Source organism: Pseudoduganella sp. OTU4001 (assembly GCF_038440195.1).
Lineage (GTDB): Bacteria > Pseudomonadota > Gammaproteobacteria > Burkholderiales > Burkholderiaceae_D > Rugamonas.
Genome location: NZ_JASATG010000013.1, coordinates 51,777 through 69,624, shown reverse-complemented (window position 1 = coordinate 69,624; position 17,848 = coordinate 51,777). Strand labels below are relative to the sequence as shown.

General features: G+C 61.7%; 20 protein-coding genes and 2 pseudogenes. 12 read left to right on the top strand and 10 right to left on the bottom strand.

Annotation, left to right across the window (positions count from 1 at the left end):
* Nucleotides 1-30: 30 nt before the first annotated feature.
* The 3 genes and pseudogenes from AAHE99_RS26810 to AAHE99_RS13940 form a co-directional block, all read right to left on the bottom strand.
* A pseudogene (locus tag AAHE99_RS26810) lies at nucleotides 31-360 on the bottom strand (sensor histidine kinase); the annotation flags it as partial.
* Nucleotides 361-624: 264 nt separating this feature from the next.
* A pseudogene (locus AAHE99_RS26805) lies at nucleotides 625-1,419 on the bottom strand (sensor histidine kinase N-terminal domain-containing protein); the annotation flags it as partial.
* 122 nt (nucleotides 1,420-1,541) lie between these two features.
* Nucleotides 1,542-2,225, bottom strand: coding sequence for a response regulator transcription factor (locus tag AAHE99_RS13940; protein WP_342117952.1), 684 nt, complete (start codon nucleotides 2,223-2,225; stop codon nucleotides 1,542-1,544).
* A 130-nt stretch (nucleotides 2,226-2,355) separates the two neighbouring features.
* Between AAHE99_RS13940 and recA the strand changes: the two genes are divergently transcribed.
* The 8 genes from recA (at nucleotide 2,356) to AAHE99_RS13900 (ending at nucleotide 8,948) form a co-directional block, all read left to right on the top strand.
* A complete protein-coding gene (gene recA, locus AAHE99_RS13935) occupies nucleotides 2,356-3,426 on the top strand; it encodes a recombinase RecA (RefSeq protein ID WP_342117951.1) in 1,071 nt (356 codons plus the stop codon).
* Nucleotides 3,427-3,541: 115 nt separating this feature from the next.
* Nucleotides 3,542-4,000 carry a recombination regulator RecX gene (recX, locus tag AAHE99_RS13930; RefSeq protein ID WP_342117950.1) on the top strand — a complete coding sequence of 153 codons (459 nt, stop codon included), beginning with the start codon at nucleotides 3,542-3,544 and terminating at the stop codon, nucleotides 3,998-4,000.
* Between the two features lie 128 nt (nucleotides 4,001-4,128).
* Nucleotides 4,129-4,695 (top strand): DUF2889 domain-containing protein, encoded by a 567-nt coding sequence (locus tag AAHE99_RS13925; RefSeq protein WP_342117949.1) that lies wholly within the window; start codon nucleotides 4,129-4,131, stop codon nucleotides 4,693-4,695.
* Nucleotides 4,696-4,748: 53 nt separating this feature from the next.
* Nucleotides 4,749-5,915 (top strand): ADP-forming succinate--CoA ligase subunit beta, encoded by a 1,167-nt coding sequence (gene sucC / locus AAHE99_RS13920; protein WP_342117948.1) that lies wholly within the window; start codon nucleotides 4,749-4,751, stop codon nucleotides 5,913-5,915.
* A 13-nt stretch (nucleotides 5,916-5,928) separates the two neighbouring features.
* The gene (gene sucD, locus AAHE99_RS13915; protein ID WP_342117947.1) at nucleotides 5,929-6,810 is read left to right on the top strand and encodes a succinate--CoA ligase subunit alpha; all 882 of its coding nucleotides are present in this window, start codon (nucleotides 5,929-5,931) and stop codon (nucleotides 6,808-6,810) included.
* Nucleotides 6,811-6,909: 99 nt separating this feature from the next.
* Nucleotides 6,910-7,542: an FHA domain-containing protein gene (locus AAHE99_RS13910; protein ID WP_342117946.1), complete on the top strand. Its 633-nt coding sequence runs from the start codon at nucleotides 6,910-6,912 to the stop codon at nucleotides 7,540-7,542.
* A 187-nt stretch (nucleotides 7,543-7,729) separates the two neighbouring features.
* Nucleotides 7,730-8,224 (top strand): pilin, encoded by a 495-nt coding sequence (locus tag AAHE99_RS13905; RefSeq protein ID WP_342117945.1) that lies wholly within the window; start codon nucleotides 7,730-7,732, stop codon nucleotides 8,222-8,224.
* Between the two features lie 220 nt (nucleotides 8,225-8,444).
* The gene (locus AAHE99_RS13900) at nucleotides 8,445-8,948 is read left to right on the top strand and encodes a pilin (protein ID WP_342117944.1); all 504 of its coding nucleotides are present in this window, start codon (nucleotides 8,445-8,447) and stop codon (nucleotides 8,946-8,948) included.
* Nucleotides 8,949-9,007: 59 nt separating this feature from the next.
* Here AAHE99_RS13900 and AAHE99_RS13895 read toward each other — a convergent pair whose 3' ends face one another.
* From AAHE99_RS13895 to moaC, 3 genes are read right to left on the bottom strand one after another with little or no spacing between them, the layout of a single operon-like run.
* The gene (locus tag AAHE99_RS13895) at nucleotides 9,008-9,706 is read right to left on the bottom strand and encodes a flagellar brake protein (protein WP_342117943.1); all 699 of its coding nucleotides are present in this window, start codon (nucleotides 9,704-9,706) and stop codon (nucleotides 9,008-9,010) included.
* Between the two features lie 55 nt (nucleotides 9,707-9,761).
* Nucleotides 9,762-10,976, bottom strand: a complete 1,215-nt coding sequence (locus AAHE99_RS13890) for an AGE family epimerase/isomerase (protein WP_342117942.1) — start codon at nucleotides 10,974-10,976, stop codon at nucleotides 9,762-9,764.
* The gene (gene moaC / locus AAHE99_RS13885) at nucleotides 10,976-11,452 is read right to left on the bottom strand and encodes a cyclic pyranopterin monophosphate synthase MoaC (protein WP_342117941.1); all 477 of its coding nucleotides are present in this window, start codon (nucleotides 11,450-11,452) and stop codon (nucleotides 10,976-10,978) included. The genes AAHE99_RS13890 and moaC overlap by 1 nt, the downstream gene beginning before the upstream one ends.
* Here moaC and AAHE99_RS13880 point away from each other — a divergent pair.
* Entirely contained in the window at nucleotides 11,432-13,048 is a 1,617-nt protein-coding gene (locus AAHE99_RS13880) for a beta-barrel assembly-enhancing protease (protein WP_446728924.1), read from the top strand. The genes moaC and AAHE99_RS13880 overlap by 21 nt on opposite strands.
* Here the strand turns inward: AAHE99_RS13880 and AAHE99_RS13875 are convergent.
* Genes AAHE99_RS13875 through AAHE99_RS13860 form a run of 4 tightly spaced genes read right to left on the bottom strand, consistent with a single transcriptional unit; the run spans nucleotide 13,045 to nucleotide 15,281 of the window.
* A complete protein-coding gene (locus tag AAHE99_RS13875) occupies nucleotides 13,045-13,653 on the bottom strand; it encodes a DUF2946 family protein (protein WP_342117939.1) in 609 nt (202 codons plus the stop codon). The genes AAHE99_RS13880 and AAHE99_RS13875 overlap by 4 nt on opposite strands.
* Nucleotides 13,654-13,656: 3 nt before the next feature.
* On the bottom strand, nucleotides 13,657-14,610 hold the full coding sequence (locus AAHE99_RS13870; RefSeq protein WP_342117938.1) for a YheT family hydrolase: 954 nt from the start codon (nucleotides 14,608-14,610) through the stop codon (nucleotides 13,657-13,659).
* Between the two features lie 42 nt (nucleotides 14,611-14,652).
* Nucleotides 14,653-15,075 carry a YybH family protein gene (locus AAHE99_RS13865; RefSeq protein ID WP_342117937.1) on the bottom strand — a complete coding sequence of 141 codons (423 nt, stop codon included), beginning with the start codon at nucleotides 15,073-15,075 and terminating at the stop codon, nucleotides 14,653-14,655.
* A gap of 17 nt (nucleotides 15,076-15,092) precedes the next feature.
* Entirely contained in the window at nucleotides 15,093-15,281 is a 189-nt protein-coding gene (locus AAHE99_RS13860; protein ID WP_155454666.1) for a zinc-finger domain-containing protein, read from the bottom strand.
* A gap of 122 nt (nucleotides 15,282-15,403) precedes the next feature.
* Between AAHE99_RS13860 and AAHE99_RS13855 the strand changes: the two genes are divergently transcribed.
* The 3 genes from AAHE99_RS13855 (at nucleotide 15,404) to AAHE99_RS13845 (ending at nucleotide 17,786) form a co-directional block, all read left to right on the top strand.
* Nucleotides 15,404-16,141 carry an AzlC family ABC transporter permease gene (locus AAHE99_RS13855; protein ID WP_342117936.1) on the top strand — a complete coding sequence of 246 codons (738 nt, stop codon included), beginning with the start codon at nucleotides 15,404-15,406 and terminating at the stop codon, nucleotides 16,139-16,141.
* Nucleotides 16,134-16,466, top strand: coding sequence for an AzlD domain-containing protein (locus AAHE99_RS13850; RefSeq protein WP_342117935.1), 333 nt, complete (start codon nucleotides 16,134-16,136; stop codon nucleotides 16,464-16,466). Before AAHE99_RS13855 ends, AAHE99_RS13850 begins: the two co-directional genes overlap by 8 nt.
* Nucleotides 16,467-16,592: 126 nt before the next feature.
* Entirely contained in the window at nucleotides 16,593-17,786 is a 1,194-nt protein-coding gene (locus AAHE99_RS13845; RefSeq protein ID WP_342117934.1) for a phosphoglycerate kinase, read from the top strand.
* Nucleotides 17,787-17,848 lie beyond the last annotated feature (62 nt).

The following is a 17,848-nucleotide window of genomic DNA, read 5'->3' as shown; positions in this document are numbered from 1 at the left end:
CGGCGCACGCGGCGCCAGTGGCGTTCAAGCTTATCCAAAATGCGGTACCTCGTCTTCTTCGGGCGGAGCGTCCGGCTCGCGTAGCGGGAAGCTGACGCGGAACAGGCAGCCCGGATATTTCGGGTCGGTGGCGCGCGGGTTGGCAAACAGGTCCACCTCCGCGCCGTGCTGCTGCGCCACCTCGCGCACGATGGGCAGGCCCAGGCCCGAGCCTTCGGTATTGCTGCCCAGGATGCGGTAGAAGCGCTCGAACACCTGGGCGCGCTCGGCGGGCGGGATGCCGGGGCCGTTGTCCTCCACCTCCAGCAAGGCATGCTGGCCGGTGCGCCGCACGCGCACCGTCACGGCGCCGCCGCGCGGCGTGTAGCGCAAGGCATTGTCGATCAGGTTGGACAGCATTTCGCGCAGCATCACAGGGTTGCCGGAGATCGGCACTTCCTCGCGCGCCGGCTCGTAGCCAAGGTCGATGCCGGCGCTGAACGAGGCCTGCACCCAGTCGTGCACCGTGTCGCGCGCCAGCAGGTCCAGCTCCAGCGGCTGCATCGCGGTGCCGGCCTGCGGCTGGTTTTCCGCGCGCGCCAGCGCCAGCAGCTGGTTGACCAGGCGCGTGGCCGCCTCCGACGATTTGGCCAGCTGCTCCAGCGAGCGGTGTACTTCGGCCTGGTCGGTCTGGCGCAGCGCCAGTTCGGACTGGGTGCGCATGCCGGCCAGCGGGGTTTTCATCTGGTGCGCCGCATCGGCGATGAAGCGCTTCTGCGAATCAATCGAGAGCTTGAGGCGCTCCAGCATTTCATTGAGCGACTTGACCAGCGGCGTGATTTCTTCCGGCACCTGGCGCGGCGGGATCGGGCTCAGGTCGTCCGAAGGGCGGGCCCGGATGCGTTCCTGCAGCTCGCGCAGCGGCAGCAGCCCGCGCGACAGCGCAAACCACACCAGGGCCAGCACGATCGGCAGGATGATGAACTGCGGCAGGATCACGCCCTTGATGATGTCGTTGGCCAGCTTGGCGCGCTTGTCCAGCGTTTCGCCCACCTGCACCAGGGCCAGGCGCGGCGGCTGCGCCTTGTCCTCCTGCAGGTTGACCCAGGTATAGGCCAGGCGGATCGGCGTGCCATGCAGGGTGGCGTTGCGGAAGGTCACGCTGCCGGCACGGTAGCTCTCGCCGTCCGGCTCCATTGGCGGCGCCGGCAGGTCGCGGTCGCCGTCCACGTGGCTGCCGGCCGGGCTGCTGATCTGGTAATAGATATTGTCCACATCGTCGGCGCGCAGGATGTCGCGCGCCGCGGCCGGCAGGCGCGGGATCACGCCGCCCACCTCGCGCACCTGCTGCGTCAGCACGGTCAGGGTGTCTTCCAGCGCATGGTCGAACGGCTGGTTGGCGATGGATTTGGCCACCAGGTAGGTGATGGCGATACTCATTGGCCACAGCAGCAGCAGGGGCGCCAGCATCCAGTCCAGGATCTCGCCGAACAGCGAGTGCTGGATTTCCTGCTCCTCGGCGGCCGGGGCGTGCTCCCAGTCCGCTGCCTGCGGTTCGCTGCTCACTTGGCAGCCGGGGGATTGAACTTTTCCAGGCAATAGCCCAGGCCACGCACGGTGGCGATACGGATGCCGCCCACCTCAATCTTCTTGCGCAGGCGGTGCACATAGACTTCGATGGCGTTGTTGCTGACTTCCTCGCCCCACTCGCACAGGTGGTCCACCAGCTGCTCTTTCGAGACCAGGCGCCCGGTGCGCGCCAGCAGGATCTCCAGCAGGCCCAGTTCGCGCGCCGACAAGTCCAGCATCTGTTCATTGATATAGGCGCTGCGGCCGACCTGGTCGTAGGTCAGCGGGCCATGCTTGACGACGGTCGAGCCGCCGCCCTGGCCGCGCCGGGTCAGCGCCCGCACCCGCGCCTCCAGTTCCGACAGCGCGAACGGTTTGGCCATATAATCGTCGGCCCCCAGGTCGAGGCCGTTGACGCGCTGCTCGACCGAATCGGCCGCCGTCAGGATCAGCACCGGCAGCAGCGAGCCGCGCGAACGCAGGCGGCGCAGCACTTCCAGGCCGGACAGCTTGGGCAGGCCCAGGTCCAGGATCAGCAGGTCGAATTCCTGGGTGGACAGGGCCGTGTCGGCTTCCTGCCCGTTTTTTACGCAATCGATCGCATAACCCGACTGGCGCAGCGAGCGCGTCAGGCCGTCCGCGAGGACGCTGTCATCTTCAGCTAATAAGATACGCATAGGCCTAATGTACCCCTTGTTTGATATTTCGCAAAGATTTCAAAAAAGGGCTTGTCAAAAGCACTGTAGTTTTATACAGTACCACCTGTACCAACGTAGTGACCCACATTCAGACCCGCGAAAGAACATCATGGACGACAAAAAAACTGTAGTACCTGCATCGGAAAAAGCCAAGGCCCTGGCCGCGGCGCTGGCCCAGATTGAAAAGCAGTTTGGTAAAGGCTCCGTGATGCGCATGGACGCATCGGCCCCGATCGAGGAAGTGCAGACTGTCTCCACCGGTTCCCTGGGCCTGGATATCGCGCTGGGCGTAGGCGGCCTGCCACGCGGCCGTGTGGTGGAAATCTACGGTCCTGAATCGTCCGGCAAGACCACCCTGACCCTGCAAGCCATCGCTGAAATGCAGAAAATGGGCGGCACCTGCGCCTTCATCGACGCCGAACACGCGCTGGACGTGGTCTACGCACAGAAGCTGGGCGTCAACCTGCACGAGCTGCTGATCTCCCAGCCGGACACCGGCGAACAGGCCCTGGAAATCTGCGACGCGCTGGTGCGCTCCGGTTCCGTGGACCTGATCGTGGTCGACTCGGTTGCCGCGCTGACCCCGAAGGCTGAAATCGAAGGCGATATGGGCGACTCGCTGCCAGGCCTGCAGGCGCGCCTGATGTCCCAGGCGCTGCGCAAGCTGACCGGCACCATCAACCGCACCAATACCCTGGTGATCTTCATTAACCAGATCCGCATGAAGATCGGTGTGATGTTCGGCTCGCCGGAAACCACCACCGGCGGCAATGCGCTGAAGTTCTACGCCTCCGTGCGCCTGGACATCCGCCGTACCGGTTCGATCAAGTCGGGCGACGAGGTGATTGGTAACGAGACCAAAGTCAAGGTCGTGAAGAACAAGATCGCGCCTCCGTTCAAGGAAGCCCACTTCGACATCCTGTATGGCGAAGGCACTTCGCGTGAAGGCGAAATCATCGATCTGGGCGTGGAAGCCAAGATCGTTGAGAAGTCGGGTTCCTGGTATAGCTACGGCGGCGACCGTATCGGCCAGGGCAAGGACAATGCCCGTACCTTCCTCAAAGAGCGCCCAGCCCTGGCGCGCGAAATCGAGAACAAGGTGCGTGCGGCGTTGGGCGTGCGCGAGCTGCCAGCCGTGACCGATGGCGAAGAAGCGCCGAAGCTGCGCGCGGTTGACTGAAACCGGTAAACCAGGGTCAGACCCAAGGGTCTGACCCAGTCTATTCGACGGCCACCGGCTCAGGCACACGCCGGGTCTGACCCTTGGGTCAGACCCAGGTTTACCGGTTTAAAAGATGCCCCTCCCCAAACCCACATTAAAAGCCCGCGCCCTCCGCCTGTTAAGCCAGCGCGAGCACTCCCGCCTCGAACTCGCCCGCAAGCTTCAACGCCACGCGGAGGAGGGCGACGACGTCGAAGCCCTCCTCAACTTCCTCGAACAAAACAAATGGCTATCGGAAGAGCGCTTCTCCGAGAACCTGGTCCACCGCCGCGCCGCGCGCTACGGCAATAGCCGCATCGTCGCCGAACTGCAGCACCACGGCATCGGCGGCGAGATGCTGGCCGAAGTCAAAGAATCCCTGAAAGAAGACGAAGTCGAACGCTGCTGCGAAGTCTGGCGCCGCAAGTTCGGCGAAGTCGCCGCAGATCCCGAAGGCCGCCAGAAACAGCTGCGCTTCCTGATGTCGCGCGGCTTTTCCCAGAAAGCCATCCGCACCGCCATGAAGGGCACCATGCCCGATGAGGAATACTGAATTGGCCTGACAGGTATGCTACACTTCGAGAGTTTTATGCAGCACCGCGGGTGCGGTGGTTGTCCGTAGAAGCTGCGGCGTACTGATTAGCTGCTTATAATTTTGGCCACTTTTGTGGCATCGGTCTTATGTCCCTGTCAAATCCTGTCTCCCGACGAGCGCTGCGGCACACGCGCGCCATAGACATCCAGGCGTTCGCGCGCGAGGATGGCCTGTGGGATCTTGACGCCCATATCACGGACATCAAATCCTTCGACACCATGCTGGCATCCGGCCCGCGCAAGGGCAATGAAGCCCTGCACGACCTGTGGCTGCGCGTGACCGTCGACAAGCAGCTGACCATTGTAGATGCCGAAGCAAGTTCGGACGCTGTTCCCTATCCAGGCCATTGCGACACCATTGGCCCAGCCTATAAAGCCCTGATCGGCCTGAACCTGATGAAGGGTTTCCGCCATGCGGTCAAGGAGCGGCTGGCCGGTGTGCTTGGCTGTACCCACCTGACGGAATTGGCCCAGGTGCTGCCGACGGCAGCCATGCAAGCCTTTGCCAACGATGTGTGGCCGGTGAACGAGCGCTCCAACACTGCGACTGAGAAACCGTTCCAACTTGACAAGTGCCACGCCCTGAAGACCGATGGCGGGGCAGTTGCCGAGTTTTACCCGCGCTGGTACGTCAATAAGACGGAAGCAGCCTAGGTGCTGTAGAAAAATACTACTATTCAAACGATTCGAAAGAAGGGAAAGCCAGCATGAAAATCCATGAGTATCAAGGCAAAGAAATCCTCCGAAAATTCGGAGTGACCGTACCGCGCGGTATTCCGTGCATGTCCGTGGAAGAAGCAGTCAAAGCTGCGGAAACCCTGGGCGGCCCAGTATGGGTTGTTAAGGCACAGATCCACGCAGGTGGCCGTGGTAAAGGCGGCGGCGTGAAAGTTGCCAAATCCATGGAACAGGTGAAAGAGTACGCCGACCAGATCATGGGCATGCAGCTGGTGACCCACCAGACCGGTCCTGAAGGCCAGAAAGTACGCCGCCTGATGATCGAAGAAGGCGCCGACATCAAGAAGGAACTGTACGTTTCCCTGGTGACCGACCGCGTTTCCCAGCGCGTCGTCCTGATGGCTTCCTCCGAAGGCGGCATGGACATCGAAGAAGTCGCTGAAAAGCACCCAGAGCTGATCCACAACGTGATCATCGATCCAGCCGTCGGCCTGACCGACGCGGACGCCGCTGACGTGGCGCGCAAGATCGGCGTACCGGACGCATCCGTTGCCGACGCGGTCGCCAACCTGCAAGGCCTGTACAAAGCCTACTGGGAAACCGACGCTTCCCTGGCCGAAATCAACCCACTGATCCTGACCGGTTCCGGCAAGGTCATCGCACTGGACGCCAAGTTCAACTTCGACGCCAACGCACTGTTCCGTCACCCGGAAATCGTGGCTTACCGCGACCTGGATGAAGAAGATCCAGCGGAAGTCGAAGCTTCCAAGTTCGACCTGGCCTACATCTCCCTGGACGGCAACATCGGCTGCCTGGTGAACGGCGCCGGCCTGGCCATGGCGACCATGGACACCATTAAACTGTTCGGCGGCGAGCCTGCCAACTTCCTGGACGTGGGCGGCGGCGCCACCACCGAGAAAGTCACCGAAGCGTTCAAGCTGATGCTGAAGAACCCAGAGCTGAAAGCCATCCTGGTGAACATCTTCGGCGGCATCATGCGCTGCGACGTGATCGCCGAAGGCGTGATCGCCGGCGCCAAGGCCGTGTCCCTGTCCGTGCCGCTGGTCGTGCGCATGAAGGGCACCAACGAAGACCTGGGCAAGAAGATGCTGGCCGAATCCGGCTTGCCAATCATCGCCGCTGACACCATGGAAGAAGCAGCCAAGGCCGTTGTTGCTGCCGCTGCCGGTAAATAATTAAGGAATCGATATGTCTATCCTGATCAACAAAGACACCAAAGTCATCACCCAGGGCATCACCGGCAAGACCGGCCAGTTCCACACCCGTATGTGCCGCGAATACGCGAACGGCAAGGAAGCCTTCGTCGCTGGCGTGAACCCGAAGAAAGCCGGCGAAGATTTCGAAGGCATCCCAATCTACGCCTCCGTCAAGGAAGCAGCATCGGAAACCGGCGCCACCGTTTCCGTGATCTACGTTCCACCAGCAGGCGCAGCCGCTGCGATCTGGGAAGCCGTGGAAGCTGAACTGGACCTGGCCATCTGCATTACCGAAGGCATCCCAGTGCGCGACATGATGGAAATCAAGGACCGCATGGCCAAAGCCGGTTCCAAGACCCTGCTGCTGGGCCCAAACTGCCCAGGCCTGATTACTCCAGACGAAATCAAGATCGGCATCATGCCAGGCCACATCCACCGCAAGGGCCGTATCGGCGTGGTATCGCGCTCCGGCACCCTGACCTATGAAGCGGTTGCTCAGCTGACCGCCCTGGGCCTGGGCCAGTCTTCGGCAGTTGGTATCGGCGGTGACCCGATCAACGGCCTGAAGCACATCGACGTGATGCGCATGTTCAACGACGATCCTGACACCGACGCGGTGATCATGATCGGCGAAATCGGCGGTCCGGACGAAGCCAACGCAGCCCGTTGGATCAAGGACAACATGAAGAAGCCAGTGGTTGGCTTCATCGCCGGTGTGACCGCTCCTCCAGGCAAGCGCATGGGCCACGCCGGCGCGCTGATCTCGGGCGGCGACGACACCGCGCAAGCCAAGCTGGAAATCATGGAAGCCTGCGGTATCAAGGTTACCAAGAACCCATCCGAAATGGGCCGCCTGCTGAAGGCAATGCTGTAATATTAGCTGTATGATAAAGGGGAGCTCCGGCTCCCCTTTTTCGTTTTTGGGTCTGACCCTCGGGTCTGACCCAGGTTTACCGGTTTAAAGGAGAAAAGTTTGGCAAAACTCGTCGTCATGCGTGAAGGAATCGTAGAGCAAACGGTGCAGCTCACCAAGGAGCGCATGACCGTTGGCCGCCACAAGCATAACGACATCGTCCTGGCCCACCCGGCGGTCAGCGGCGAGCACGCCATCATCACCACCATCCTGGACGACTCCTTCCTGGAAGACCTGCAAAGCACCAACGGTACTTTCGTCAACGGCCACCGTATCGGCAAGCACTTCCTGCAGAACAAGGACGTGATCAAGATGGCCAAGTACCACCTCGAATTCATCGCCGACGGCATCCGCCCCTTGGCCGCTGCCGCCGCCACCGTCCCCGCCATGCCGGCCCCGCCGCCGGCGCCGGTTTCCGAGTCGGCCCAGCTGCCGCTCGGCCACATCGAAGTCCTGAATGGCAGCAATAGCGGCAAGACCCTCAGCCTGACCAAGGCGGTGACCAGCCTTGGCCGTCCCGGTGTCCAGGTGGTCGTGATCGCCCGCGCCGCCGACGGCTATTCCGCCGCCCATGTGGAAGGCGACAAATCCCCCCTCCTGAACGGTGCGCCACTGGCGCGCCAGCCCCAGCGCCTGAAGGCCGGCGACGTGCTCGACCTGAGCGGCATCCAGATGGCGTTTCGTCAATCTTAATTGACAATTATTGTTACTTTCAAAACAATAGTTAATGTGTTTTGACAAAGATTGTCAGTAAGAGTTGCAAAAACTGACAATAATTGTCAAAAAACAAGTTGTTTTGGGGTAAAAGTGGTTGGCACGGCAATTGCTGTTACTAAATATGTAGTAACTATTGTTAGTTATCCACTATAAGGTTGAATAGATGAAATCCCTGAAAATGATGAAAAAACAAGCCCAAGCCGGCTTCACCCTGATTGAACTGATGATCGTTGTCGCCATCATCGGCGTGCTGGCCGCAGTGGCAATCCCTGCTTACTCCGACTACACCCTGAAGTCGAAAATCAACGTGGCGCTGGACTCGGTCGACGCTGTGAAGAAAAACCTTGGCGTTTGCCTCGGCGAAAATGGCGGTGACATCGGCGCATGCGGCCTGGGCGCTGGCGTTGCAGCTTTCAATCCAACCAAAGAAGTCAAGACCGTGACCATGGATGGCTCCGGCGTCCTCACGCTGACCCTGTCGGCCTTGGGTAAAAACGTGACTGACGGCGCGACCATCACCATGACCCCTTGCGGCCTGCTGAACGGTACCCGCTCCAATGTGACCTGGTACAACACCTCCACCGTCACCGCAGCCATCCCTCTGGCCGTGATCACGAAGAACAACCCAGCAACTGCTTGCGCGGCCACCGGCTCTTAATCAGTAGCTTCCTGAAAAGACCGGGCCAGTGGCCCGGTCTTTTTTTGCCGTTTTTTGTCAGCGCTGCGACAAAAAACGTCAGCATGCATCCCAAAAGTGACAATCTGTGACAATTTTGGGGACATTTTGCTCAAATTTTAGGCAAAAAAGGCTGGCACACCGATTGCTCATACCCAAGTGTCCCACCCAATTTTAGTTTCTTACCTGAAGGAGTAGCAAAATGAAATCCATGAAAATGATTAAGCGTCAGGCTCAAGCCGGTTTTACCCTGATCGAACTGATGATCGTTGTTGCTATCATCGGTATCCTGGCCGCAGTGGCAATCCCAGCCTACTCCGACTACACCCTGAAAGCCAAGATCGGTAACGCGCTGTCCGCAGTCGACCCAGTGAAGACCGCGGTCGGCACCTGCGCACAGGAAGCTGGCGGTACTCTGACCGGTTGCGGCATCGGCGCCGGTGTGGTTCCAGCCTTCAACCCAACCAAAGAAGTGACCGCGGTTTCCTTCGACACCACCAGCGGCGTCGTGGAACTGACCTTGGCTGACCTGGGTAAAGGCGTGACCGCTGGCAAGAAGATCACCATGACCCCATGCGGCCTGACTGGCGGCAAAGCTAACGTGACCTGGTACAACACCACCGACATCACCGAAGCCGTACCAAAAGCAGCAATTGAAAAGAATAACCCAGCAACTGCTTGCGCAGCAGCTGCCTCCGGTACCTAATCGCTAGCGTATCGAATAAAAAACCGGGCTTCGGCCCGGTTTTTTTTATTGGCGGCAGCTCACACGATTTTTTGCCGGTCGGCCAGCATGGCCTCGTAGGTCAGGTTTTGCAGCAGGGTGAAGTGGGCAGGGTCGAGGTTGGTGAACTGCACGCCGTAGCTGAACACATCCTTCCCCTCCATTTTTTGCGACTGCGCCACGCTGGCATTGCGGATCAGCGCCGGCGTATGGATCACCACTTGCCGGTTATCCGGCGGCGCCAGCAGGGTAAAGTCGAGCTGCACCAGATCGCCGTCGCGGCCGACCGGCGTGGCCGACTCGACCAGGGCGCCGGAGACGCTCAGGTTGACCAGGAACACCGAAGCGTGATGGCCATCGTCGCGGATCATCTGGGCCGGAATATCGACCTTGACCCGCATCGCCGCGCGCAGGCTGGTGCCCTGGATATCGGTAGGGAAGCTCACGTGGGCATACATCAGCGGCCGCAGGAAAACGCGCTGCACCACGGTCGAGAAAGAGCACACATTGACGCCGGAGAAGACACGCACAGTCAGCTTGTCGCCTTCGCTGATCGCGATGGGCATGCCGTTTTCCTGAGGAATCTTGACGATCATATACTCGTCTTTGACCCAGCCGATCACGGTGGAGAAGTGCTGGACGGGACGTAAGGTGCGGTGCGTGATCAATTGGATGCGCCCGCCTACCTGCAGGTTCATCTGCTCAAACGCGTACTCCTGCAATTTGCTTTCGCCCGCCATTAGTTATTGTCCATTCGTAAGCAATTGCTTATTGTACAATAACGCAAGGTATCAATTATTGTTTAGTTGACAGGACTGTCCAATGCAAGCCGACCAGGTGATAAGGGTCCGGCTGAAGTTTGCTGCAATCGGCAGTGCTGCAATTCTTGCGCGCCCCGATTAGCCATCCTCCATGCTCGTGGTCCAGGAACTCCTTGTCAACAAGTTCCTGTGTTTCCTGGTACCTGCGCACCATGTCTGGCCGCTCCGGCACCGCCAGGAAGGCCCGCATCGCCTCGGCCTGGGGCCACCAGAGTTTGCGCCGGTCCACTTCGCCGTTGGCATAGACCCGGGCATAGATGCCGCCGTCCTGCTCGTCGTAGCCGTTGGCCACCGCATACTTGAGCAAGCGGTCCGCCACATCGGTATAGATCGGCGGCAAGCCGCGCCGTTCCGCCGTGCGCAGCAGGTGGCTCCATTCGAACTGGTGGCCGATGTCGATATAGCCGTTGCCGTCTTTCAATGGTTGCCAATTCCCGTCATACCACTCCGGAATATAGGCGCCACCGGTCGGCAGGCCCTGCATCAGTTTGTTCAGCACGAAGTCGCCCAGTTCGCGCGCATCGGCCACGACCGACTGGTCGCCGGTGGCTTCGATCAGGGCCAGCTGGGCCTCGAACATATGCATCAGGTGGTTCTGCGAATAGCCCTTGCTGGGGCCCGTCATGAAGTCGCGCGGCCCGCCCATGCGCAAGCCGCCGCCGGGCTCGCGCAGCTTGTCGCGGATATCGCGCCAGGCCGCCAGCGCCGCCTCCTTGTACTTCGCCTCGCCGGTCACGCGCGCCGCATGCGAAAGGGCCAGCAGCGCAAATGCATGGCCGTAAGCATTCTTGTGCGCGCCAATCACCTTGCCCGTTGCATCGACACGCTGGTAGAAGCCGCCAAATTCGCGGTCGCGGAAATGCTCGAGCATGAAATCGGTGCCGCGCCGCGCCGCCTCCAGATAGCGCTGGTCGCCGCTGGCCTCATAGCCTACCAGCATGGTGTAGACCACGCGGCTGTGCAGTGTCAGGTCGCCGGCGCCGTTGGCGGTCGGTTTCCAGTTGCGGTCGAATTCTCCCAGCATCAAGCCGGAAGGCGTCGGCGCGATCGCCTGCCAGCGCGATATCTGCGCGTTCAGGTCCTGGCGGTGCCATTCAACGTTGGCGACGCTGGCCGCACCGCCAGCGCCACCATCGTCGCAAGCGGCCAGCAGTGCCAGACAGCAGGCGAGGGCGGCGCGGCGCAGCATCAGGCTTTCCAGTCGCCCGACTTGCCGCCGGCTTTTTCCGTGACGCGGATATCGGTCATGGTCATGCCGCGGTCGACCGCTTTGCACATATCGTAGATGGTCAGCAGGCCCACCTGCACCGAAGTCAGGGCCTCCATTTCCACACCGGTCTTGCCATAGGTTTCCACCTGCGCGCGGCAATGCACCGCGCTATTGGCTTCATCAGTGGTAAAGTCCACCGCGACGCGGGTCAGGGCCAGCGGATGGCATAGCGGGATCAGGTCGGCCGTGCGCTTGGACGCCATGATGGCTGCGATGCGCGCGATGCCGAGCACATCCCCCTTCTTGGCCGTTCCCGATAGAATGAGCGCCAGCGTTTCCGGCTTCATGCGGATGCTGCCGGTGGCGACGGCAATGCGGTGGGTTTCGGCCTTGGCGCCGACATCGACCATATGGGCCTGTCCGGCAGCGTCAAAATGAGTAAGGTGTTCGGTCATCGCGAGAGTCTCTTGTTGAACGGGTATGATAGCACTGTGAATGCACTACATTTTCGCCGCCCTTTGCTGGCGGCTCTGGTATCCAGCCTGCTGATCGCCGCTCCGGCGGGGCAGGCGCAGCAGCAGCCTGACTTGCCGACCCTGGGCGACGCCTCGCGCGAGGACCTGTCGCCGGTGATGGAGAAGCGCCTGGGCGAAGAGATCATGCAGGGCCTGCGTTTCGAGCGCGATTACCTGGATGACCCGCCCATCATCGAATACCTGAATGCCTTCGGCAGCAAGCTGGTGGACGCACGGCCCGGCGCGCGCGGCGACGCCAACCTCGATTACTACTTCTTCGCGATCCGCGACAAAAACCTGAACGCCTTCGCCATGCCGGGCGGCTATATCGGCGTGCACTCCGCGCTGCTGCTGGCGGCGCAGACCGAATCCGAACTGGCCTCCGTGCTGTCGCACGAAATCGGCCACGTGGCGCAGCGCCACATCGCACGCCAGCTGGGCGCGCAAAAGAACGATGCACTGATCCCGCTGGCGGCAATGCTGCTGGCCGCACTGGCAGCCAAATCCAGTCCCGACGCCGCGATCGGCGTATTCATGGGCGGGCAGGGCCTGGCGATCCAGCGCCAGTTGAATTTCGGCCGCGACGCAGAACGCGAGGCCGACCGCGTCGGCTTCCAGATCATGAATGCGGCGGGCTATGACTCCAGCGGCATGGTGGCCTTCTTCCAGCGCATGCAGGCCAGCACGCGCCTGTACAGCGACTTGCTGCCGCCGTGGCTGATGAGCCACCCGCTGACCAGCGAACGTATCGCCGACATCCAGGCCCGCATCCGCGAACAGAATTTCCGCCCGCGCGTGGACGGCATGGACTTCCACCTGGTGCGCGCCCGTGCGCGCGTGCTGCAGGACGAAAGCAACAAAGGGCTGTCCGATGCCGAGGCCGTATTCCGCAACCAGCTCCTGCAGCCCGGGCGCCAGAATGTCGCCGCAGGGCAGTACGGTCTGGCCATGGTCGCGCTCAAGCGCAGCGAATACGCCGCTGCCCGGGAATGGCTGGACAAAGCAATCGCCACCATCGACAAGCCGCCGATCCCGGGCGCCTTCAGCACCCCGATCCCGCGCGGCACCACCGATTCGGCCCTGGCCTATATGTCGCTTGAAATCAAACTGGCGCAGGAGACCAGGCCGGAAGTGATCGCCGCCGCCATTGACGAAGCCAAGTCGGCGCAAGCCCGCTTCCCGCTATCGCGCGGCCTTGTGTGGCAGTACTCGGATGCTTTGATCAAGGGCGGAAAATACGAGGAAGCCACGCGCTTCCTGCGCGACCAGCTGCAGATGTACCGCCGCGAACCCGAGCTGCACGACTACCTGGCGCAGGCCTACGCCAAGCAAGGCAAGATCGCCCTGCAGCATATTTCGCTGGCGGAATCGTACGTCCTGCTGGGCGGCGTGCTGGCCGCGCTCGACCAGCTGGCCCTGGCCCGCAAGGCGCCGGACGCCACCTACTACGACCAGTCCGTGATCGACGCCCGCGAGCGCGAGCTGCAAGCCAAGCGCCGCGAGATGATGGGCGATAAGAAGAAGGACAAAGACTAAGCCGGCTGCGGCAGGCGCTCGAAGCGGAAGGTGGTTGCGACGCTGTCGCGCGCCATGGCCGCCAGCGGCACCGCACGATCGCCGATGCGCAGGGTCAGCGGCGACAGGCCGGCCGGATCGTTGGCCGCTGCGTCGAGCCAGGCCAGCAGCGCGTTATCGCCTACCGGGCGGCCATTCAGTTCCACCATCGGCAGCACCTGCGCGAAGTCGCGGTCATCCAACTGCGCCAGCGTAGCGCCGCTGCGCAGCAGCAGCTCGCCGGCCTCGGTCAGCCAGGCCGCATCCACCTCGCCCAGCGGCACGCCGGTATGCAGCACAAAGCCTTGCGCCGGATCGGTGCGGGCGATGAAGGGCGTCGCCTCCAGGTTAAGGTAGACTCGCTGCGGACCGTTCTGGAAATACCAGCAGCCACGTTCATCGCTTTGGTAGTTGCGCGTGATGAAGCCCACCAGCGCGGGGTTGGTGAGCTTGTCGCCCGCTTCGTTGAAATGCTGCGCGCGTTCATCGCGCATGCGCCAGTTGCCGCGCGCGTCGAGGCCCAGCCAGCCGTAACAATGCGGCACGTTGGGCCACTTGGCCATGGCCTGCTTGACGATTTCGTCCATCGCCTACACCTCCGCCATTTCAGTGGCGGTCAGGAAGTTCAGCATGCGCAGCGGCAGCCAACCCAGGCTGCCCGGCATGCGGCCGGTGGCAAAGCCCACGTGGCCGCCTTCTTCAGGATAATCCAGCACCACTTGGCGCGACGCCTTGCGCGGCAGGTAGGCGCCCGGCATGAACGGATCGTTCTTTGCGTTCAGAACCAGGGTCGGCACCGTGATATCGGTCAGCACGTGCTTGGCGCTGGCGCGGTCCCAGTAATCGTCCGCATCGCGGTAGCCGTGCAAAGGCGCCGTCACCACGTTATCGAAGGAGTGCAGGTCCTGCGCCGCCATCAGCGCATCGAGATCGAACAGGCCCGGGAACTGCTGCAGCTTGGCCACGCACTTTGGTTTCAGTGTTTGCAGGAACATGCGCGTGTACAGGCGGCTCAAGCCGCGCGACAAGGCACTGCCGCCTTGCGCCAGATCCAGCGGCGCAGATACCGCGCACGCCGCATCGACAAACTCCGCCTGGTGCTGCGATTCGCCCAGCCAGCGCAGCAGCACGTTGCCACCGAGCGACACGCCGCATGCGTAGAAGCGGCCCGTTGCACGCGGGTGCAGGCGGCGGATGATCCAATCGAGTTCGCCGGAGTCGCCAGAATGGTAGAAGCGCGGCGCCAGGTTAGGCTCCCCCGAGCAGCCACGGAAATGCGGCACCGCGCCCGACCAGCCGCGGCGCGAGATTTCCGCCATCAGCGCACGCGCGTAATGGCTGTCGGACGACCCTTCCAGTCCGTGGAACAGCACCACAAAGGGCTGGCCCGGGCGGCCGTCGACGAAATCGACATCGATGAAATCCGCATCCGGCGTCTGCCAGCGTTCACGCCGGAAACCGACGTCGGGCTTGGCGATGCAGGTCGCCGGATAGATGGTCTGTAAGTGGCCGCTTGGCAGCCAGAAAGGGGCGATGTAGTTCATGGCGCGGCTGGGATCGTCCCAGCGGGCACGATCCCCCTTTTTTTAGTGCAGAATTTGAGCGCGCGGATCGACGGGAACGGCTCCCGGCGCTACAGAGACATGATGCAACACAATGCGCCAACCCTTCGGTGTCTTAACGTACACATTGGTCGCAATCAGGTGCGCCGGCTCGCCGCTCGCTGCAGTGACGCCCTCGATGACAGTATGCACCGAACTCATCAGGTTGTGTGTCTCGTGCAGCTGGGAAGGACGGATTTGCAGGCCGCCATGTTCCAAAAGTGCAGCCCAGGAGGCACGGATCGCCGCATGGCCGATCAGGCGCGGCCCGCCAGGGTGGACGCAGACGATTTCTTCATCATCGGCCCACAGCGCCATCAAGGCTTCCAGGTCGGCCCGGTTCAAGGCATCGTAAAAGGCTGCTTCGACTTCTGCCGCACTGCCATTCTGGTGTTTACGCGCTGCCATCCGGGCTCCGGGTGTGATTAATGGTGGCCGACTTCGGTACCAGGCTTCAGTTTGTACTGGGTGCCGCAGTAGGGGCACTTCGCTTCGCCATGCTTAAAGTCCAGGAACACGCGCGGGTGCGAAGACCACAGCGGCATGGCCGGATTAGGGCAGTAGGCCGGCAGGTCTTTACCATCGAGTTCGACTGGCTGGGTGGCGTTGCTCATCTTATAACACTCCGCGATATCAAAAACCAAGATTTTAATCCATCCGCGCAATGATAAGAATTCACCGGTAAAATGTCGGGTTTCCGACATGGCAGCCAGCGAAGCCGTGGCATATACACCACATGAGTCATCCCGATAGCGAGCCCGATGTAGCGGCCCACCACGAACCCTCCTGGCGAGCAGGATTGAAAGACGGCACCCCGACCCTGTTCGGGATTGGCGCCTGGGGGCTGGTGGTCGGCGTCGCCATGGTCAAATCCGGCCTCACCGTGATGCAGGCGCTGGGCATGACCCTGGTTGTCTTCGCAGGTTCCGCGCAACTCGCCTCGCTGCCGCTGATTGCTGCGGCCGCCCCGATCTGGGTGATTTTCCTGACCGCCGTGGTGGTTAATCTGCGCTTCGTGATTTTTGCCGCGCTGCTGGCGCCGCATTTTGCCAAGCTGCCCGTGCTGCGCCGCTTCCTGCTTGGCTACGGCGCCGGCGATATGACCACCGCCATGTTCCTGCAACGCTATCCGAGTGAAAAGCCGGCAGAGGGCAAAGTGTCCTACCTGCGTGGCCTGCTGTATCCCAACTGGTTTGCCTGGCAGGCGGGTTCGATTGCCGGCATTTTCCTCGGCAGCGCGGTGCCGGCCGAATGGGGGCTGGGTTTTGCCGGCACGCTGGCGATTGTCTGCATCACCGTACCGATGGTCGCTACCCGCCCGGCGCTGGTGGGCGCCCTGGTCGCCGCCGGCACCGCCGTCCTCGCGCACGAACTGCCATACAAGCTGGGCCTGCTGGCCGCCGTGATTGTCGGCATGGTCACCGCCATGGTGATTGAAGAGCAAATCGAACGACGGAAGGCCGCCAATGTCTGATCTTGAAATCTGGCTGACGATTCTCGCCCTGGCCATCGCCACCGCCATCACCCGCTCCTCGTTCTGGGTAATCGGCGAGCACGTCTCGATCCCGACCCGCGTGCAGGAGATGCTGCGCTACGCGCCCTCGTGCGCCTTGGCCGCCATCATCGGCCCCGACCTGCTGCTTGGCGCGCAAGGCACGATCGAGTTTGGCTTCCATAACTACAAGCTAATCGCCGGCATTGCCGCCATTGCCTACTACCTGGCCCGCCGCAACATGCTCGAGACGATCATTTTCGGCATGGCCTGCTTTACCGCGCTCCGCCTGCTTTTGCCCGTTTGACAGACCTGGCACCGACTTTCCAGTCTGACAACTAAATATCGGCTTTACCCGAGGTTAACAAGCGGGTAACGGGGCGCGGCTTAAGGTAAAATAGCGGTCTTTCCAATTATGACCCTTGAGTAACCAATGCTGAAATTCAACCGTCTGGAAGACCTGGTGGCGCACAATGCGCTGCAAGGCAAGCGCGTCTTTATCCGTGCAGATCTGAACGTGCCGCAAGATGATGCGGGCAATATCACCGAAGATACCCGCATCCGTGCTTCGATTCCGGCGATTAAGGCAGCCTTGGGCGCTGGCGCCAAGGTCATGGTGACCTCCCACCTGGGCCGTCCGACCGAGGGCGAGTTCAAGGCCGAAGACAGCCTGGCGCCGATCGCCAAGCGTATGTCCGAGCTGCTGGGCCAGCCGGTAGAGCTGAAGCAGAACTGGGTCGATGGCGTGGAAGTCGCCGCCGGCCAGGTGGTGCTGCTGGAAAACTGCCGCGTCAACAAGGGCGAAAAGAAGAACTCCGATGAGTTGGCCGAGAAAATGGCCAAGCTGTGCGACGTGTACGTGAACGATGCTTTCGGCACTGCACACCGCGCCGAAGCCACCACCCACGGTATCGCCAAGTTCGCACCGATCGCTTGCGCCGGTCCGCTGCTGGCCGCTGAGCTGGATGCGCTGGGCAAGGCCCTGGGCGCGCCAGCCCGTCCGCTGCTGGCCATCGTGGCCGGTTCCAAAGTATCGACCAAGCTGTCGATCCTGAAATCGCTGGCCGACAAGGTGGACAACCTGATCGTCGGCGGCGGCATCGCCAACACCTTCATGCTGGCTGCCGGCCTGAAGATCGGCAAGTCGCTGGCGGAAGCGGACCTGGTCGCTGAAGCCAAGGCCATCATCGACATCATGGCCGCCCGCGGCGCGCAGGTGCCGATTCCGGAAGACGTGGTGTGCGCGAAGGAATTCTCGCCAACCGCAGCTGCTACCGTAAAGGCCGTGGCTGATGTGGCCGACGACGACATGATCCTGGACATCGGTCCCAAGACCGCCGCCAAGCTGGCCGCGCAAATCGCGGAAGCCGGCACCATTGTCTGGAACGGTCCGGTCGGCGTGTTCGAGTTCGACCAGTTCGGCGAAGGCACCAAGACCCTGGCCATGGCCATCGCCAACTCCAAGGGCTTCTCGATTGCCGGTGGTGGCGACACCCTGGCAGCGATTGCGAAATACGCGATCACCGACAAGATCGGCTATATCTCCACCGGCGGCGGCGCCTTCCTGGAATTCCTGGAAGGCAAGACCCTGCCGGCAGTGGAAATCCTGGCGCAACGCGCGCAGTAACATGGTAAAAGGCGCCCGCAAGGCGCCTTTTGAACTTTTTCAAGCTCAACACGAAGGAAACC

Excerpts from the sequence above, each read along its gene's own strand:
- moaC (WP_342117941.1), bottom strand. The coding sequence starts at position 11,452 with ATGACCGAACACCTTACTCATTTTGACGCTGCCGGACAGGCCCATATG.
- recX (WP_342117950.1), top strand. The coding sequence starts at position 3,542 with ATGCCCCTCCCCAAACCCACATTAAAAGCCCGCGCCCTCCGCCTGTTA.
- recA (WP_342117951.1), top strand. The coding sequence starts at position 2,356 with ATGGACGACAAAAAAACTGTAGTACCTGCATCGGAAAAAGCCAAGGCC.
- AAHE99_RS13850 (WP_342117935.1), top strand. The coding sequence starts at position 16,134 with ATGTCTGATCTTGAAATCTGGCTGACGATTCTCGCCCTGGCCATCGCC.
- AAHE99_RS13900 (WP_342117944.1), top strand. The coding sequence starts at position 8,445 with ATGAAATCCATGAAAATGATTAAGCGTCAGGCTCAAGCCGGTTTTACC.
- AAHE99_RS13845 (WP_342117934.1), top strand. The coding sequence starts at position 16,593 with ATGCTGAAATTCAACCGTCTGGAAGACCTGGTGGCGCACAATGCGCTG.
- AAHE99_RS13895 (WP_342117943.1), bottom strand. The coding sequence starts at position 9,706 with ATGGCGGGCGAAAGCAAATTGCAGGAGTACGCGTTTGAGCAGATGAAC.
- sucD (WP_342117947.1), top strand. The coding sequence starts at position 5,929 with ATGTCTATCCTGATCAACAAAGACACCAAAGTCATCACCCAGGGCATC.
- AAHE99_RS13865 (WP_342117937.1), bottom strand. The coding sequence starts at position 15,075 with ATGGCAGCGCGTAAACACCAGAATGGCAGTGCGGCAGAAGTCGAAGCA.
- AAHE99_RS13905 (WP_342117945.1), top strand. The coding sequence starts at position 7,730 with ATGAAATCCCTGAAAATGATGAAAAAACAAGCCCAAGCCGGCTTCACC.
- AAHE99_RS13940 (WP_342117952.1), bottom strand. The coding sequence starts at position 2,225 with ATGCGTATCTTATTAGCTGAAGATGACAGCGTCCTCGCGGACGGCCTG.
- AAHE99_RS13855 (WP_342117936.1), top strand. The coding sequence starts at position 15,404 with ATGAGTCATCCCGATAGCGAGCCCGATGTAGCGGCCCACCACGAACCC.
- AAHE99_RS13890 (WP_342117942.1), bottom strand. The coding sequence starts at position 10,976 with ATGCTGCGCCGCGCCGCCCTCGCCTGCTGTCTGGCACTGCTGGCCGCT.
- AAHE99_RS13860 (WP_155454666.1), bottom strand. The coding sequence starts at position 15,281 with ATGAGCAACGCCACCCAGCCAGTCGAACTCGATGGTAAAGACCTGCCG.
- AAHE99_RS13870 (WP_342117938.1), bottom strand. The coding sequence starts at position 14,610 with ATGAACTACATCGCCCCTTTCTGGCTGCCAAGCGGCCACTTACAGACC.
- AAHE99_RS13925 (WP_342117949.1), top strand. The coding sequence starts at position 4,129 with ATGTCCCTGTCAAATCCTGTCTCCCGACGAGCGCTGCGGCACACGCGC.
- sucC (WP_342117948.1), top strand. The coding sequence starts at position 4,749 with ATGAAAATCCATGAGTATCAAGGCAAAGAAATCCTCCGAAAATTCGGA.
- AAHE99_RS13875 (WP_342117939.1), bottom strand. The coding sequence starts at position 13,653 with ATGGACGAAATCGTCAAGCAGGCCATGGCCAAGTGGCCCAACGTGCCG.
- AAHE99_RS13880 (WP_446728924.1), top strand. The coding sequence starts at position 11,432 with ATGAGTAAGGTGTTCGGTCATCGCGAGAGTCTCTTGTTGAACGGGTAT.